Annotated in this window: 14 protein-coding genes; 12 read left to right on the forward strand and 2 right to left on the reverse strand. The window is 66.7% G+C overall.

All coding sequences use genetic code 11. The annotated features are described in order from the left end of the window. Positions 1–213: 213 nt before the first annotated feature. Positions 214–1,296, forward strand: a complete 1,083-nt coding sequence (locus V6U90_RS29955; protein WP_334443834.1) for an IS110 family transposase — start codon at positions 214–216, stop codon at positions 1,294–1,296. A gap of 46 nt (positions 1,297–1,342) precedes the next feature. Beyond that, a complete protein-coding gene (locus tag V6U90_RS34040) occupies positions 1,343–1,522 on the forward strand; it encodes an IS3 family transposase (protein ID WP_442933696.1) in 180 nt (59 codons plus the stop codon). 409 nt (positions 1,523–1,931) lie between these two features. On the opposite strand, the gene V6U90_RS29960 is transcribed toward V6U90_RS34040, so the two are convergent. Continuing rightward, on the reverse strand, positions 1,932–3,779 hold the full coding sequence (locus V6U90_RS29960) for a sigma-54-dependent Fis family transcriptional regulator (protein ID WP_334443837.1): 1,848 nt from the start codon (positions 3,777–3,779) through the stop codon (positions 1,932–1,934). 63 nt (positions 3,780–3,842) lie between these two features. Between V6U90_RS29960 and V6U90_RS29965 the strand changes: the two genes are divergently transcribed. Both V6U90_RS29965 and V6U90_RS29970 read left to right on the forward strand, forming a co-directional pair. Beyond that, entirely contained in the window at positions 3,843–5,927 is a 2,085-nt protein-coding gene (locus V6U90_RS29965) for a hydantoinase/oxoprolinase family protein (protein ID WP_334443839.1), read from the forward strand. Positions 5,928–5,960: 33 nt separating this feature from the next. Continuing rightward, positions 5,961–6,389: an acetone carboxylase subunit gamma gene (locus tag V6U90_RS29970; protein ID WP_334443842.1), complete on the forward strand. Its 429-nt coding sequence runs from the start codon at positions 5,961–5,963 to the stop codon at positions 6,387–6,389. Here the strand turns inward: V6U90_RS29970 and V6U90_RS34045 are convergent. After that, the gene (locus V6U90_RS34045) at positions 6,273–6,821 is read right to left on the reverse strand and encodes a helix-turn-helix domain-containing protein (protein ID WP_442933695.1); all 549 of its coding nucleotides are present in this window, start codon (positions 6,819–6,821) and stop codon (positions 6,273–6,275) included. The two genes, V6U90_RS29970 and V6U90_RS34045, sit on opposite strands and share 117 nt — an antisense overlap. A gap of 155 nt (positions 6,822–6,976) precedes the next feature. Here V6U90_RS34045 and V6U90_RS29975 point away from each other — a divergent pair, with 155 nt between their 5' ends. The 8 genes from V6U90_RS29975 (at position 6,977) to V6U90_RS30010 (ending at position 16,209) form a co-directional block, all read left to right on the forward strand. Then, complete coding sequence (locus tag V6U90_RS29975; RefSeq protein ID WP_334443844.1) at positions 6,977–9,103, forward strand: hydantoinase/oxoprolinase family protein; 2,127 nt, start codon at positions 6,977–6,979, stop codon at positions 9,101–9,103. 23 nt (positions 9,104–9,126) lie between these two features. Beyond that, positions 9,127–11,451, forward strand: coding sequence for a hydantoinase B/oxoprolinase family protein (locus V6U90_RS29980; protein ID WP_334443847.1), 2,325 nt, complete (start codon positions 9,127–9,129; stop codon positions 11,449–11,451). A 16-nt stretch (positions 11,452–11,467) separates the two neighbouring features. Further along, positions 11,468–12,280, forward strand: a complete 813-nt coding sequence (locus tag V6U90_RS29985; RefSeq protein ID WP_334443849.1) for a hypothetical protein — start codon at positions 11,468–11,470, stop codon at positions 12,278–12,280. Position 12,281: 1 nt separating this feature from the next. Next, positions 12,282–13,073 carry a CoA transferase subunit A gene (locus V6U90_RS29990; RefSeq protein ID WP_334443851.1) on the forward strand — a complete coding sequence of 264 codons (792 nt, stop codon included), beginning with the start codon at positions 12,282–12,284 and terminating at the stop codon, positions 13,071–13,073. A gap of 1 nt (position 13,074) precedes the next feature. Further along, positions 13,075–13,743 carry a CoA transferase subunit B gene (locus V6U90_RS29995; RefSeq protein WP_334443854.1) on the forward strand — a complete coding sequence of 223 codons (669 nt, stop codon included), beginning with the start codon at positions 13,075–13,077 and terminating at the stop codon, positions 13,741–13,743. Beyond that, complete coding sequence (locus V6U90_RS30000) at positions 13,715–14,875, forward strand: zinc-dependent alcohol dehydrogenase family protein (protein ID WP_334443856.1); 1,161 nt, start codon at positions 13,715–13,717, stop codon at positions 14,873–14,875. Before V6U90_RS29995 ends, V6U90_RS30000 begins: the two co-directional genes overlap by 29 nt. A gap of 275 nt (positions 14,876–15,150) precedes the next feature. Beyond that, positions 15,151–15,648: a hypothetical protein gene (locus tag V6U90_RS30005; RefSeq protein ID WP_334443858.1), complete on the forward strand. Its 498-nt coding sequence runs from the start codon at positions 15,151–15,153 to the stop codon at positions 15,646–15,648. A 390-nt stretch (positions 15,649–16,038) separates the two neighbouring features. Next, positions 16,039–16,209, forward strand: coding sequence for a hypothetical protein (locus V6U90_RS30010; protein WP_334443860.1), 171 nt, complete (start codon positions 16,039–16,041; stop codon positions 16,207–16,209). Positions 16,210–16,381: the final 172 nt, after the last annotated feature.

Below are 16,381 nucleotides of genomic sequence, written 5' to 3' on the forward strand. Positions count from 1 at the left end.
CTCGTTTCAGCCATGAGCCTCTATCCCTCAAGTCCTGGCCTCCACGTTACGAGGGGAACCACAGTCGTCCGCCTGCCGGTGCGCAACCAGTGGTGCTGGCCGGGCGGGCAGTGACCTCATAGGAGCCTGATCGCAGCAGGTCCCGTCACAGTCCCGTCCACCCGGCCGGCCAGCGTCACGAACCCTGTTCGCCCTGGTCTGGCTGGAGTCGCGATGACAAGGATGAGCCCCGATCCCCGCCGACGTCGAGTCGTCATCGGCGTCGACACCCACAAGTACGTCCACGTCGCGGTCGCTCTGGACGACATCGGCGGTCACCTGGACGCCCGCTCATTCCCGGCCGATCGCGGCGGCTATGAGCAACTACTGGACTGGGCCGCCGGGTTCGGTGCTCAGAAGCTGATCTTCGCGATCGAGGGCACCGGCTCCTACGGCGCCGGGATCACCTCTGCTGTCCGCCGTCGAGGGCTCAGGGTGATCGAGGTGCTGCGCACCGACCGCCGTGACCGCCGGCTCCGTGGCAAGAGCGACACCCTGGACGCCGAAAACGCTGCACGCTCCGTGCTGGCCGGAAACTCCACCTCCGTCCCGAAGACCAACGACGGAATGGTGGAGATGATCCGCCAGATCAAGATCGCCAAGGATGTCGCCGTCAAGGCCCGCACCGCCGCGATCATCAGCCTCAAGGCCGTGCTCGTCACCGCGAGCCCGGAGCTACGCGAGCAGCTGCAGCCGCTGTCGAAGATGGCGCTCATCGAGCGGTGCGTCGGCCTACGCCCTGGACCGGTCACCAGCGTGACCGCCGCGACCAAGCACACACTGCGTTCGATCGCCCGCCGATGGCAGCAGCTCAACGAGGAGATCAAAGTCCACGAAAAGCTGCTGGCCGAACTCACCAGCCAGCTGGCACCGCAACTGGTCGAGGCCTTCGGTGTCGGCGCTGACACCGCGGCGGAGATGCTCATCGTCGCTGGTGACAACATCGACCGGGTCCGCTCCGAACCAGCCTGGGCAAGGCTCTGCGGCGTTGCGCCCATCCCCGCATCCTCCGGGATGACCAACCGTCACCGGCTCAACCGGGGCGGCCACCGCCAAGCCAACGCCGCGCTCTACCGGGCGGTCATAGTCCGCATGCAACACCACGAACCCACCCGCTCCTACGTCGCCCGCCGCACCGCCGAGGGCAAGACCAAAGCCGAGATCATCCGATGCCTCAAGCGCCTGCTCGCCCGCGAGGTCTGGGCCCTGCTACGGCCCCTACGGATCCTCACAGCCGCCCCCACCTCAGCGACTTGACAGCTATAGGAGCGTCAACGCCGTCGCCGAGGCCACCTTCTCCACCATCAAGGTCGAGTACGTCCACCGCTACCAGTTCCGCACCCGTACCGAGGCCCGTCTGAAGATCGCGACCTGGATCACCGATTTCTACAACCGGCGCCGCCGGCACTCCGTCTGCGACTGGCGATCCCCCATCGACTACGAACGATCAGAGGCCCGCGCGCTGGACGCCAAGGCCGCATAACGACGCCCTCCACGATTTCAGGTGATTGACACCGACCGTCCTGCCGTCGACCTTGCTCACGAGCGGGTCAAACGCCGGCCGGTTCTCAGCGGGCTGATCTACGAGTACGAACGAGCCGCATAAAGACCCAGCTCAGCGCACGCGACGAGGTCCTGGAACCCCACAGGCAGCTTGAGCTACTCGCAAACTCCCAGACCACAAGCTTGAGACAGAGCTTTGGCACCGTACAGGATCGCGGCGATAACTGTACGCCCACGGCGCGGCCTTGGGACAGCAGGATCGACAAAGCGGCTTTGATCTGGTCCTTCAACTGGCGGTCGGTGAAGTAAGCGGTCAGGTTCGCCAGCTCATCGATGACCAGGACGATCAGCGGCCGGGCACATCCTGGGCGCCTGCGGCATTCGGCTATTCAGGCCGTGATGCCGTAGACCTTCAGCTTGCGGTAGAGGCTGGACCGCGACATCCCGAGCCGGGCGGCCGCCAGGACCCGGTTGCCGTCGGTCTCCTGAAGCGCGGCGACGATCGTGTCCCGCTCGGCCGTCTCCAGTGGGGTGAGCACGTGTCGCGAGGTGGTCTGGCAGTACGCCGGCAGGTCCTGGGCCTGGATCTCCCCGACTGGTCGCCGCCGCAGTGCGTGCTCGAGGGCCTCGCGCAGCTGGGAGACGTTACGTGGCCAGGAGTAGCGGGCGATGATCCGTTCGGCATCCGGACTGAGCCGCACCTTGCGATTGGGGGCTATTTCGCGCAGGACCGATGTGGTGATGGTTGCGAGGTCGTCGGTACGACATCGCAGCGGCGGCACCGTGATCGCTACCTCGAAGTGGCCGAGGAGCGCGTGGAAAGGCAGGTCGGAATCCAATGAGGAGTCCGACAGGGTAGCAACGAACGAGGTGGGGCCGTCGAGCCGCTTGAGCGCGATGAAGAATGCGTCGAGTTGTTCGACTCCTTCGGTGGTTGCCTGGTCGACGTTGCGGACGATATAGAGGGTCGACTCCGGCTTGCCTGGGAGCAGCGACTTGATGTCGGTCTGAGAGTTCCCGATGCTCAGCTGGGAAGCGTCCATCAATACGCTTCGGCCGACTGGGTGCGAGGCGTGGAAGATTTCAGCGACCAGGGTGAACTTGCCAGTGCCGGTCTCACCGAGCACGATCGCCGGTTTCTCCTTCACGAGGGCTTCGCGCAATTCGTCGCAGGCGCGTACCCACGCTGGTGACTGACCACCGCTGATGGCCTCGTGCGGCCAATACAGGTCGCCGGCGATGCGGGAGGTCTGCAGGCTTGCGGCGGCGATCTGCGGCAGCGCCTGCTCGGTGAAGTCGTCCATCGATCCGGCCCGCTCCGTGGTGACGAGGTCGGCGATTACCACCATGCCGGCTACCTCGGAGCCGGCCAGGATGCGGGTGCCCCGAATGTGCACCATGCGTCCCCCCGGCAGGACCAGGGTGTCGCTGACCCGGTCGCGGCGGCTCATGAGGAAGGTCGCGTGCTCACGCAGGGTCAATTGTTCGCCGGCGCTGAATAGTCCCTGGGCGGCGGCGTTGGCGATGAAGACCGAGTCACCGAAGGCGAAGATGGCCCGACGGGACGCCCGGGCCTCGACGCGGAGGTAGGTCTCGAAGAGGGCGTGCTGGGCCTGGCTGCGATCCAGCAACAGGTTGCGGCTGATGTCCTTGGCGGCGCTCTTCACCAGCGTGTGCATCAGGGGGCTCCACGTCTGGGTGAGCGTGGAGATGTCCAGCACGCCCTCCACCCGGCCGGTGAGGGGATCGATGACCGGGGCGCCGGTGCATGCGAAGGGTTGCAGGTGCTCAGTGAAGTGCTCCGGCCCGACGATGCTGATCGGCTGGCCGGCCTCGAGCACCGTGCCGACACCGTTGGTGCCCATGGTCGACTCGGAGTAGTTGAAACCTGGCGCGAATTCGACCCTGTCGAGCAACCGTCCGACCGCCGATGACAAGTCGATGCGCTGAACCACCCTGGCCTTGTGGTCGGTCAGGGCGATGACCAGCGGGAGGTCCGCGGTGTCGTCGCCGAGCTGGGTGAGCACTGGACGTGCGCAGCGCACCAGACGGGACCCGAGGTCGATGTCGTGGGTGTAGTCGCTGTGTGGTCGTGCGCTGTCCACGCCGGCCGCCTGGCTGCGTTCCCACGAGGCAGTGAGCACATCGGGGACGCCGCTCGCGCCCGCGCGGCCGCACTCGAGGAAGTCTGCCCTGGCAGCGGCCACCCGTAGGAGGCGGTTCTCGGTGTCTGGCATGCGCACCTCCTCAGGCCTCGTTGATTCGAATGAAATAGTCCGTTGATCCCGCGGAAATACATCGTGACTGAGACCTACGCCACATCCAAGCGCGGCCGGTGTCCGATGTTGGGACACCGCCGCCCGGTGAGACACGAGGAAGGTTGTCCGCACGCCGGAGTTGCGCAGGAAACCCGCCTGAAATCTAGGTGCCCCTGCGCAGGAAATCCAGGGACTCACGAACCAAGGAGCGGCATGGACACCCTGATCAACATCGACAACGGAGGCACGCTCACCGACGTCTGCATCTGGGACGGCGACCAGTTCACCTACACCAAGACCCTCACGACGCCGCACGACCTGTCGGAATGCCTCTTCGCCGGGATCGAGAAGGCCTCGGCCGCCCTCTACGGCGAGGCCAACACGGACAAGTTGCTGCATGCCACGCAGCACATCCGTTACTCGACCACACAGGGCACCAACGCCCTGGTTGAGCGGCGGGGCCCAATGATCGGCATTCTCAGCGCGATGCCGGGGCTGTTCGAGCAGATGCGCAGCCGTGAAGCCGAGAAGGGCCTCTTCGATGGCTTGGTCGCCGACCGGATGCTCACCATCGACATGGCCGCGGCCGAGGAGGAGATCGACTTCGAAGTTGTCCAGCGGATCAACCGGCTCACCACCCTGGGCGCCGCCCGTGTAGTGGTGGTCGGTAAGTCGCCGGAGCAGGAGCGTCGCCTGCGAAGTGTGTTGCTGCGGAAGTTTCCGCGGCACCTACTCGGCTCGATCCCGCTCCTGTACTCGTGGGACCTCGCCGGCGACCGGGAGCACTCGCGCCGGGTGTGGTCGTGCGTGCTCAACTCGTTCCTGCACCCGACCATGGAGCGCTTCCTGTATGGGGCAGAGCGACGGCTGAAGTCGTACAAGGTGCTTAACCCGCTGCTGGTCTACCGCAACGACGGGGCCTCCTCGCGGGTGGCCAAGGCGGTGGCGCTGAAGACGTACTCCTCCGGACCGCGCGGCGGCCTCGAAGGCACGGCGGCGCTGGCTCGAAGCTACGGCCTCGATCACGCGCTGATGATGGACATCGGCGGTACCACCACCGACGTGGGTGTCGTCCGCGGGGGTGCGGTGGCGGCCAATGAGCGCGGCACCATCGAAGGCGTCCGGATCTCCTACCCGATGAGCGACGTGCACTCGACCGGTGTCGGTGGGTCCTCGGTGATCTCGGTGGTGGACGGGCAGATCACCGTCGGGCCGCGCAGCGTGGGAGCGGCGCCCGGCCCCGCCTGCTTCGGCTTCGGCGGCACGGAGGCCACGATCACCGACGTCAACCTGCTGCTCGGCATCCTCGACGCCGACAGCTACCTCGACGGCACCTTCCGGCTCGACGCCGACCGCTCGTTAGCGGTCGTCACCAGGACCATCGCCGAGCCGCTGGGCATCAGCCTGGAGGAGGCGTTGATCCGGATGGAGCGGGCCTACTTCGAGGCGTTGGCGCGCTCCTTCGCGCACCTAGTCGAGGAGGGCTCGGCCCTCGTCGCCTTCGGTGGCGCCGGCCCGATGAGCGCCGCCGGTGCCGCCCGTCAGGCAGGGGTGAAGACGGTGCTGATCCCGCGGATGGCTGCGGTCTTCTCCGCATTCGGCATCGCCTTCTCCGACATCGGCAAGACCTACGAGGTCGGCGTGCCGGAGCCGACCACGGCGAGCGCCGCGGCGACGTACGACGAGATGCTCGTCCGCGCCAGGCGCGACCTTTTCCAGGAGGGTTACGCACTCGAGGACTGTCAGACGGAGGTGCTGCTCACCGTCGAGGACGCCGACGGGTCGGCGGTGGAGACCAGGCCGTACCGGACCGGCGACATCGTGGATTTCTCCGGGAAGCAGGTCTCCCTGCGGCTGTCGGTGACGGCTGCGCTGCCCCACCCCGATGTTGTTCCCGACACCTGCGTGCCCGTGATCCGGGTGATGAGCCCAGAGACCCGGCCCGTCCGTTCGACGCCCGATCAGATCGACAAGGTGCCCGCGTTCATGCTCACCGAGATGCCGCCCGGTGCGTGTGGCGAGGGTCCGGCGATCGTCGAGGGCCCGTTCTTCACCGCCCACGTGCTGCCCGGCTGGCAGTTCCGGGTCACCGCATCCGGCGACCTGCTGCTCACCGACACCCACTGACATCCCACTGACACCCGCGAGAGGAGGGTCATCATGCGTGTCCCCATGACCGAATACCTGGTCATCGACCTCGACACCGAGCGCTGGGTCTGCCGGGTGTGCGACCGCGACATCTGGTCCGCCCACGAGAACTACAAGCCCGGCTGCCTGGTCTACGACCGTGACCCACGGGAGATCCACCAGCCGATCATCGACCCTGACCGCTACGAGTACACCTTCTCCCCGGACCCGACGTACTGCCGGATCCTGGAGTTCTACTGCCCCGGCTGCGGCACCCAACTCGAGACCGAATACGTGCCGCCGGGACACCCGCCGACGGCCGATCTCGTCATCGACGTCGCCGCGCTACGCGCCCAGTGGGAGAAACTCGGCGTCGATCCCGAGGAGGCTCACAACTACGGGCCCGGCGAGGACGCGCAGCAATACACCGCCATGCACAAGGCGACTGGCCACATCCGCTGACCGCCCCGTCCGGGAGGACTCCCGTTGAGGTCTTACACCAGCTCCACAGGCAGCAGCACCCGAGAGCCCCTCGGCCAGACTGTTGCGTGCCGCGCTCACGTCCCGGTCGTGGATGGTGCGGCTGCATCGGCAGGTCCACGCTCGCAAGTGCAGCGGCAGCTGCTCGGCCTGCAGGAGCCGCAACGCCTGCTGCGACGGCACCGACGAAACCTCGTTAAGGTACCCGAGTTCGTCGGTCTTCTTCCACGCGGTGAGCATGGCCGAGGTGGCGTAGTTGATCCGTGCCTGGCGCAGCGTCCACGCCTCGGTGCGAGAGGCCAACGCCAGGTTGTAGATCCTGGGGACACATCCGAACGTCCGCGCCGGCTCAGCGGCTTGCGCCTCGCTCGGATGGAAGCGGTACTTAAACGCCCGCTTCACGAGCGTGGCCATAGCTCACAACCAAGCGAGCTTTCTCGTAATCCTTGCGATGAAACGCTGGTCAACGCCGATCCGCCCTGGCGGCGGATCGACTTTCTCTGCCCTGCTCCGCAGGAGTTCCGTTTCCTTCCCCGTCTCAAGGCGGGGATATCCACGGAAGGATCCCGATGAAGCGTATCTCCGTCGACATCGGCGGCACCTTCACCGACTGCTTTTTCGTCTGGGGCGAGACCTACGTCGAGGCGAAGGCACTGACCACCCATCACAACCTGGCGCTGGGCTTCAACGAGGCGCTCGACCTGGCGTGCAGCCGTGCCGGACTGGACCGCGGCATCGTGCTCAAGGAAGTCGACTCGGTCCGCTACGCCACCACCCTCGGCACCAACGCCCTCATCGAGCGCAAGGGGCCCAAGGTAGGGGCGATCGTCACCCACGGCTTCGAGGACACCATCCCGCTCTCCCGCGGCCGGGGGTACGGCGAGGGCCTGGACTACTCGATGCAACAGAACCTCCCGGCAGCCCAACGGCCCGAGCCGCTGGTGCCGCGGCATCTGATCCGCTCGGTCAAGGAACGTGTCAACTCGGCCGGCAAGGTGGTGGCGAGACTCGATCCCGAGAACGTCCGCACGGTGGTCCGCGAGCTGGTGGACGCCGGCGCCGAGGCCCTGGTGGTTTCTCTCGTCAACGCCACCGAGAATCCCGAACACGAGCTGACGATCCAGGAGATCGTCCTCGACGAGTTCCCGGCCCACGAGCTGGGTGCCATTCCGCTGTTGCTGAGCCACCAGGTCTCCGGCCGCAAAGGCGAGTATGTGCGGGCGACCTCCACCATCGTGGACGCCTTCCTGCACGAGATCATGTTTCACGCGCTCAGCCAGCTCTCGAACAACCTGCGCGACTCCGGCTACGACAGGCCGATGCTGGTCATCCACAACTCCGGTGGCATGGCACAGATGAACTCAACCGATGCCCTGCAGACCATCCACTCCGGGCCGATCGCCGGCGTCGGCGCCGCGGAGCACCTGTCGAACGAGACGGGCCTCGGCCACGTGATCTCCACCGACATGGGCGGTACGTCCTTCGACATCGGCCTCGTGCCGGAGGGCGGTGTGAAGCACTACGACTTCCTGCCGACCATCGACCGCTGGTTGGTATCGGTGCCGATGGTGCATCTCGACACCCTCGGTGCCGGCGGCGGCTCGATCGCGTCGTACGACCGGATCCACAACTCCATCAAGATCGGTCCGGAGTCGGCCGGCTCCAATCCCGGCCCGGCCTGCTACGACCGGGGCGGACTGCGGCCGACGGTGACCGACGCCGATCTGTTGCTCGGCTACCTGGACCCGGACAACTACGCCAACGGCTACATCAAGCTCAACCCGAAGCGCTCCCGCTTCGCCATCGAGGAAAACCTGTGTAACCACCTCGAGCTGGACGTCCTAGACGTCGCCCGCGCGATCAAGGACGGCGTCGACGAGCAGATGGCGATTGGCATCGGAAAGGAGCTGCGGGTCCGCGGCTACCTGCCGGAGGACTTCACGATGCTGGCCTACGGCGGCAACGGTCCACTGCACGCCTGCGGCATCGCGCGTCACGCCGGCATCAAGCGGGTGCTGGCCCCGCCGTTCTCATCGGTGTTCTCCGCCTGCGGCGCCGGCAACATGAAACAGCTGCACTTCCACGAGCGCGGCGTGCACATCACGATGTACAACGCCACCTCCCGGTCGCTGTACGACAAGTACGACGAGTTCAATGCGATCGTCGAGGAGCTCGAGGCGCGGGGCCGGGAGGACCTGGTTCGTCAGGGTTTCTCGCCCGACGGCGTGAAGTACCGCCTGGAGCTGGACATGCGCTACGGCAACCAGCTGCTGACCCAGGCCGTCGCCCTGGACATCAACCGGATGAGCGGCGTCGGCGACGTACTGGACATGATCCGCACCTTCGGTGATGTCTACAGCCACCGGTTCGGCGCCAGCAGTGCGGCACCCGAGGCCGGCATCCGGGTGGGGACCGTGCGGGTGGCCTCCTACGTCGACGGCGACGTCGTGAACTTCGACTCGCTGGGGGCCGGCGGCGAGCGCACGGTGCCGACCGAGGTTTCCCGCCGCAGGGCCCACTTCATCGGCCACGACAAGCCGATCGAGACGCCGGTCTACGACCAGACCGCGCTGTCACACGAGAACGTGATCCCCGGTCCCGCGATCGTCACGACCGAGAACACCACCTACCTCGTCGAGCCGGGCTGGCGTCTGGAACCGACAGCGCAGGGCGCCGTCTGGTTCCTGCAGAACTGATCGAGCACACCAGGGAGGATGCATTGACTGTCACGGACGAGGGCGCCAAGCAGGATCAGGCGACCCGGCAGAACACCCTGACTCCGCAGGAGCAGGAATGGGTCGACCAGTTCATGGACGAGACTACCCTCTTCCTCGGCCCCGACCCGCAGATCATGCGTGACCACTCCATCCAGGCACGGTCGTCGAGGGAGGAGCAGGCGATCGCCGTCGGTGTCGACCGGCTGGTGGTCGAGCGGATCCGCAAACGGATCGCCGGTGCGCTCGATGAGGGCTACGAGATGTGCGAGGCGCAGGGTGCTGCTCCCGGCGCGAAGTGGGGCGACCTGACGACCGCGATCTACACCGCGGCCGGAGATGTGTCCTACCTCTCCTGCCATGGCGTGATCGCGTTCTCCGCGATCCTGCACCACCCGATCCGGTACATCATGAAGTATTGGAAGGACGAGCCGACCGTCGGCATTCACGAGGGCGACGGCTTTATCCACAACGACGCCCGGTTCGGCAACATCCACAACACCGATCAGTCGATGATCATGCCGATTATTCGTGAGGGCGAGATCATCGCGTGGGTGGCGGCGACCATCCATGAAGGCGAGAACGGCGCCTGCGAGCCGGGCGGCATGCCGTCCGGTTCGGAGACGCCGTTCGACGACGGCATCCGGATGAGCCCCTTCAAGATCGTTGAGCGTGGCCACTTGCGTCGGGACCTGCTGACCTTCCTCCAGCACTCGGTGCGCGATCCCAAGCTGCAGCTGGCCGACCTGAAGGTGAAGATCACCGCGGTCCGAAAAATCATGGAGCGCATCGACAGGGTCATCGACGAGGTCGGCGTCGACACGTTCGTGGCGGCTCTGCGGATCACCGTCGAGGATGTCGACACCGAGGTGCGCCGCCGGATTTCCGAGCTTCCCGACGGCACGTACTCCTTCAACCAGTTCATGGACTCGACGCTGAAGGAGAACATCCTCATCAAGCTCGCCTGCAAGATCCACGTCAAGGGTGACAAGATGACCGTCGACCTGCGTGGCACCGGACCGGAGATCATCAATCGGGCGATTAACTCTCCGCTGTGCTCGGTGAAGTCGATGATGATGCAGGCGATTCTGGCGTTCTGGTGGCCCGACCTGCCGCGCTGCACGTCAGCGATGAGCTGCATCGAGATCATCTCCGACGAGGGCACCTGGGCCGACGCGTCCTACGACGCCCCGATGGGACAGTCGCTGCAGGCCTCGTTCCGAGGCTTCTCTGCGATGCAGGCGCTCTATGGAAAGATGTCGTTCTCCACGCCCCGCAAGTACTCGAACATTGTGGCCAACTGGTTCAACCAGATCAACACGTTCCTGTGGGGCGGCGTCACCCAGCACGGTGACATGGTCGGCAACCTGTGCGCCGACCTCAACGGCATGCCCGGGGGAGCCAAGCCCTTCCGGGACGGTGAGGACGCGGTATCTCCGCTCTTCTGCGCCATGGCCGACACGGCCGAGCAGGAGGTCATGGAGGAGGAGGTGCCCTTCATGCAGTTGGTGGCCAAGCGCCTGGTCCGCGACAACATGGGCTTCGGCAAGTTCACCGGCGGCATGGGCTACGAGATGATCGTGGCCGCCGAAGGCACGCCGGAGTGGGGCTTCATGACGGTGACGTCCGGAGCGAAGTTCTCGTCCATCTACGGCATGTTCGGGGGCTACGGCTGCGGCACGTACCCGCTGTCGATGGTCAAGGGCACGAACGTCTATGAGCACATCCGGCGGGACAACACAAAGTTCGACCTCTCGATCGAGAAGGTCATGAACCAGCGCCCGTTCCCCGACGGGAGGTATTCGACCTATCACATGGGTCTGCAGTACGACCGGGCCAAGGACGGCGAGCTCTACATGATCTCCCAGGGTGCCGGCGGTGGCTACGGAGACCCGCTGGAGCGTCTGCCCGAGTCGGTGGTACGCGACGCCGAAATCGGCCGGATCAGCCAGAAGGTCGCCGAGGATATCTTCGGTGTCCGCTATGACCCGACCACCTTCCGGCTCGACGCCGAGGGCACCAAGCATGCACGCGCGCGGGCCCGTCAGGCGCGCCTGAAGCGCGGCAAGCCCTACGGGGAGTTCGTCAAGCAGTTCGTCACCGAGGAGCCGCCGAAGGACCTCCTCTATTACGGCGCCTGGGGTGACGACACCGAGGACATCACCGCCACGGTGTTCAACATCGACGGTCGCCAGCGGGTCAAGGGGCCGCTGAAGCAACTGCCGATCATTGTGATCCCGGACCGTCGGGAGCTGAAGATCGCGGCGCTGGAGGCGCGGGTGAAGGAGCTGGAGGACAGGCATGGCGAGAACATCAAACGTCTCGCCTGAAAGCAGGGAGCGCCGAATGTCTACCCTCACCGCCCTGCTCGACGCCGCGCCCGGCGGCCGGGCGCTGGTGATCGACCATGACGCCTACGCGACGGCGGTGCTACGGCAGGGTGGCGAGATCCCCTGGGGTAATCTCGCCGCCCTGACCGGGCACGTCGCCCAGGTCCACGCCCTGCTGGACCCGGACGCGGTGTTCATCGACACCGGGTCGTTCTACGACGCGTATCTCGCGGCGACTCCTGACTTGGTGAGCGCGATGGGCAAGCGCAGCCGCACGGGCTATTCGTTACGCACCCTGCTCGGCGACGAGTTCGCCGTCGGGCGACTGGTCTCGACCATGCGCACGTTGGCGGACTCGACCCGGCGACGGGTCGTGCTGTCGGTGCCGTCGCCGGCGCGGTGGTTGATGCGGGCACACGACCGGGCTGGTACGAGCCTGGGCGAGGTGGGTGAGGACCACGCCGACAGCGCCTCCATGTACCTCGCCGAATGGCTCGGGCGCCTCGGGTCGCCGCCGCTGGGACTGGTGCTCCTCGACGCCCGGGCCCGCTGCGGGGACTCGGCCACGCTGGAGTCCCCGGAGCGGCTCGGCGACTACTCCTCGCTGACCAACGTGGCCGGGCACTTCGACTGGACGCTGGCGATGCGATTCGACTCGTCGATCGAGGTGGCCGGCGATGCCGCGCGGGCCACCGTACTGCCCGAGGCGTTCTGGCACGGCGAGGACGAGACGCCTCCTGACGGAGCCCGGTTCGTACTGACCACTATTCCGGCCGATGCGCTGCCCGAAACGGTTCTGATGCGCAGGGCACTGTTGAAGGAGGCGTGAGGTGGACAAGGTTGTGGCTTCGGCTCAGACGGCGGTCGCCGACGTCCCGACCGGGGCCAGCGTTGCCAGCGGTGGCTTCGGGGTCTGCGGCATCCCGTCGGTGCTCCTCGCCGCACTCGCCGAACAGGGTGCGTCGGAGCTGACGATCATCTCCAACAACTGCGGGATCCCAGGTGTCGGCAATTCGCTACTGCTGGAGGGCCGGCAGATCCGCCGTCTGGTGGCGTCGTACGTGGGAGAGAACAAGGAACTGGAGCGGCAGTATCTCTCCGGCGAGGTCGAGATCGACCTCAACCCGCAGGGGACGCTGGCGGAACGGCTGCGCGCCGGCGGAGCCGGGATCGCGGCGTTCTACACTCGCACCGGCGTCGGCACGCAGGTCGCCGACGGCGGGCTGCCGATCAGGTACGACGCGTCGGGGAAGGTCGTGCTGGCCTCGGAACCTAAGCCGACCGAGGTCTTCGGGGTCGACGGCGTGCCACAGGCCTTTGTGCGTGAGACGGCGCTGCGGCCGGACTTCGCCCTGGTGCGTGCCCGACGCGGTGACCGGCACGGCAACCTGGTCTTCCGCAAGGCCGCCCGCAACTTCAACCCACTCTGCGCCATGGCCGGGCGGGTGACGATCGCGGAGGTGGAAGAACTCCTCGAGCCGGGCGACCTGGATCCCGACGAGATCCACCTGCCCGGAGTATTCGTTCAGCGGGTGGTGCCGTTGACGCCCGACCAGGCCGCCGACAAGGGGATCGAACGACTCACCCTGCGCGCCGTCAAGACGGCCGCAGGGGGTGCCTGACATGCCGTGGACGCGAGATGAAATGGCTGCTCGCGCTGCAGCCGAACTCAACGACGGCGAATACGTCAACCTCGGCATCGGTCTGCCGACACTGGTTCCCAACCACGTGCGCGCGGACGTGGAGATCGTATTGCAGAGCGAGAACGGCATCCTCGGCCTGGGCCCCTACCCGGTCGCGGGCGAGGAGGATCCGGACCTCATCAACGCCGGCAAGGAAACGGTGACGACCGCGACGGGAGCGAGTTTCTTCGACTCCGCCACCAGTTTCGCGATGATCCGTGGGGGGAAGGTCGATGCGGCGATCCTTGGTGGCATGCAGGTCAGTGAACGCGGCGACCTCTCGAACTGGGTGGTGCCTGGCAAGCTGGTCAAGGGCATGGGGGGAGCGATGGACCTGGTCCACGGCGCCCGCCGAGTGATCGTGCTGATGGAGCACTGCGCCAAGGACGGATCGCCAAAAATCCTGCCCGAGAACACGTTACCGTTGACCGGCGCGGGCGTTGTGCATCGCATTATCACCGACCTCGGCGTCATCGACGTGACCTCTGATGGTCTGGTGCTGCTGGAGACGCCGCCGGGCGTCACAGCCGACGACGTGCAAAAGGTGACACCGGTACGGCTGGTTTCCTTGCAGCACGAAGATGCCGGGCGCCATCCGCCGGCAGAATGATGTCCCGGCCCGGACGGGAACTATGGTTCTGCGACCGGGTGGGGTGCGGAGCGACAGTACCAGGAAGATATCTGTTAGGAGGCGACTCGAGATGCGAGCGCTGGTTTATCATGGTCCGGGCCGCAAGAGTTGGGACGAAGTCCCGGACCCGACAGTGCAGCAGGACACCGATGCCATCGTCCAGGTGGACACGGTCACCATCTGCGGCACCGATTTGCACATCCTCAAGGGGGACGTACCGGCGGTCACGGATGGGCGGATTCTGGGCCACGAGGCCGTCGGCACCGTGGTCGAGGTCGGCGCCGGTGTGAAGAACGTCTGCGTGGGTGACCGGATTCTCGTATCCTGCATCACCGCCTGTGGTCGCTGCCGGTTCTGCCGTGGGGGCCACTACGGGCAGTGCGTGGGTGGGGGTGGTTGGATCCTTGGCCACCGCATCGACGGAACCCAGGCCGAGTACGTTCGGGTGCCGTTCGCCGACAACTCGACCTATTCACTGCCGGCCGGGGTTAGCAACGATCAGGCCCTCATGCTCGCCGACATCCTCCCCACCGGATACGAGGTCGGCGTGCTCAACGGTGCCGTCCAGCCGGCCGACACCGTCGCCGTCGTCGGGGCCGGCCCGATCGGGCTGGCCGCGATTCTCGGCGCCAAGCTGTTCACGCCGAGCCATGTGGTCGCGATCGATCTCGCCGCCGGACGGCTTGAGGCGGCCAAGCAGTTCGGCGCGGACGTGGTGATCAACAGCAGCCGCGAGGACCCGGTCGCCGAGCTGATGCGGCTCACCAACGGGCTCGGGGCGGACGTCGCCATCGAGGCGGTCGGTATCCCCGACACGTTTGAGTTGTGCACCCGCCTGATCCGTCCCGGTGGGCGGGTAGCCAACATCGGCGTGCACGGCAAGCCGGCGACGCTGCACCTGGAAGAGCTCTGGATCAAAAACATTACGATCACGACCGGCCTGGTCGACACGTACTCGACCCCTGCCCTGCTCGGGCTGGTCGCCGGGCACCAGATCGACTCGGCCCGGCTCATCACGCACCATTTCGCTCTCGGCGAGTTCATGCAGGCCTACGACACCTTCGCGCGGGCCGGCGAAACCGGCGCGCTCAAGGTCATCCTCAACCGGTAACCCCGACCAACCCGGACCGCATGGACCGTGCGACAGGCCCTGCAACCTGTCGAAGGCGTATGGTCGCCCGTCGTCGCTGTTCATGGCGGCGCGGCGGGCGATCCGGCGTGATGCCGCTGTCACTTGTTCTCACGAGGCAGTCCGGGCGGGTTCACCAGCGCCTGCCGGGCTGCCTCGTTGGACTGTAGGACCCGAATTAGCAGCCGTGCACACATCGAAGATCAGGGCTCTCGACGCCAGCCGCTGAGGCTCCGCGAACGGCTGCGGCGGTCACCATGACGGCCGCCCGGCAACCGCCCCGCCGACGCCTCGACGAGCAGCTGATCGGCGCGGTCATCCCGGCCCCGCTTCCTCGCCCGGCACCGCCGTCGGCTCCGATGCCGGCACTGCCCGCACCCGTCCCACCTGCGCGGGAACCGGTCGACGACATCGTCTTCGGCGTGGCCCGCCCGGACGCCGACGGCCGGGTGGCCGCCCGGGCGCTGCTGCGGGCGCTGGGCTGGCCGCCCGGTCACCGCCTCCATGTCGACGTCACCGACGGCCTTCTCCTGGTCACCGCGGGGCCTGACGGGAGGCACACCGTCGGCGCCCGCGGGGCACTGCCGTTGCCGGTTGCGGCCCGGCAGATGTGCGGCATCACCTCACACCAGGTGGTGCTGCTGGCGGCGGTTCCTGCCCGGGATCTGCTCGTCGTGCACCCCTCGAACACCATCACGCGGCTCCTCGCGGACCTGCACGCCGCCGTCCTCGAAGGCCCGTCTGATGCCGGCTGATCCGTCACGCATCGTCACCGCCCGGCAGATGCTCGCGCACCTCGGCCTCACCCTGGCCGACCTCGCCGCACAGCCCGATCCGGCGCGTCGGATGCCGACGCTCGCCGACTACCTGCCGCGGGTCGCGGCCGCGGCCAGCCCGGGCACTCGGCGCACCTATGGCACCTACTGGGATCGGATGGTCGCCGTGCTCGGCCATCTGCGGCTGGACGAGGTGACTGCCAGCGACATCGAGGCCCTCATGCGGCAGGTCACCGCCACCGCCTACTCGCGGCGCACCGGCCGGCAGGGCCGGCACGCGGGTGAGCTGTCATCGCGGCCGCCCGCGCCGTCTACCGCCGTGCCGTCGCCGACGGCTACCTCACCGCCGCGGACAGCCCAGCCCACCGGGTGGCCAAGCCGCGCCGGCTGCCCAACCCGCGCAGGGCCCTCACGCCCGGCGAACTGCAGGACATCAACCTGGTTGCGCGTACCAGCGGCAACGACGTCATCCTCGACGCCCTCCTGCTGCGCCTGTCAACGGACGCTGGAAGCTGGCTCTGGCACACATTCTGTGATTGATCTTGGCGGCAGCTCATGAGCAGTCCCGGACGAGGCTCATACAAGCGACACGCCACAACGACCTAAGACCGTGTGTCATTTGGGGTTGTTGCTGGTCAACAGGTTGAGTTGCTAGCGGACGCTGAAAAATCCTTGTTGGCGGACAGTTGAGTCCCTGCTCGCGGACAGCAGA

The sequence above is a fragment of the Micromonospora sp. CPCC 206060 genome (assembly GCF_036906895.1).
Taxonomy (GTDB): domain Bacteria; phylum Actinomycetota; class Actinomycetes; order Mycobacteriales; family Micromonosporaceae; genus Micromonospora.

What these genes read in the sequence shown, in the direction of transcription:
- V6U90_RS29960 (WP_334443837.1), bottom strand. Translation starts at nt 3,779, where the DNA reads ATGCCAGACACCGAGAACCGCCTCCTACGGGTGGCCGCTGCCAGGGCA.
- V6U90_RS30000 (WP_334443856.1), top strand. Translation starts at nt 13,715, where the DNA reads ATGCCGGGCGCCATCCGCCGGCAGAATGATGTCCCGGCCCGGACGGGA.
- V6U90_RS29970 (WP_334443842.1), top strand. Translation starts at nt 5,961, where the DNA reads ATGCGTGTCCCCATGACCGAATACCTGGTCATCGACCTCGACACCGAG.
- V6U90_RS34045 (WP_442933695.1), bottom strand. Translation starts at nt 6,821, where the DNA reads ATGGCCACGCTCGTGAAGCGGGCGTTTAAGTACCGCTTCCATCCGAGC.
- V6U90_RS29975 (WP_334443844.1), top strand. Translation starts at nt 6,977, where the DNA reads ATGAAGCGTATCTCCGTCGACATCGGCGGCACCTTCACCGACTGCTTT.
- V6U90_RS29995 (WP_334443854.1), top strand. Translation starts at nt 13,075, where the DNA reads ATGCCGTGGACGCGAGATGAAATGGCTGCTCGCGCTGCAGCCGAACTC.
- V6U90_RS29985 (WP_334443849.1), top strand. Translation starts at nt 11,468, where the DNA reads ATGTCTACCCTCACCGCCCTGCTCGACGCCGCGCCCGGCGGCCGGGCG.
- V6U90_RS30005 (WP_334443858.1), top strand. Translation starts at nt 15,151, where the DNA reads ATGACGGCCGCCCGGCAACCGCCCCGCCGACGCCTCGACGAGCAGCTG.
- V6U90_RS29955 (WP_334443834.1), top strand. Translation starts at nt 214, where the DNA reads ATGACAAGGATGAGCCCCGATCCCCGCCGACGTCGAGTCGTCATCGGC.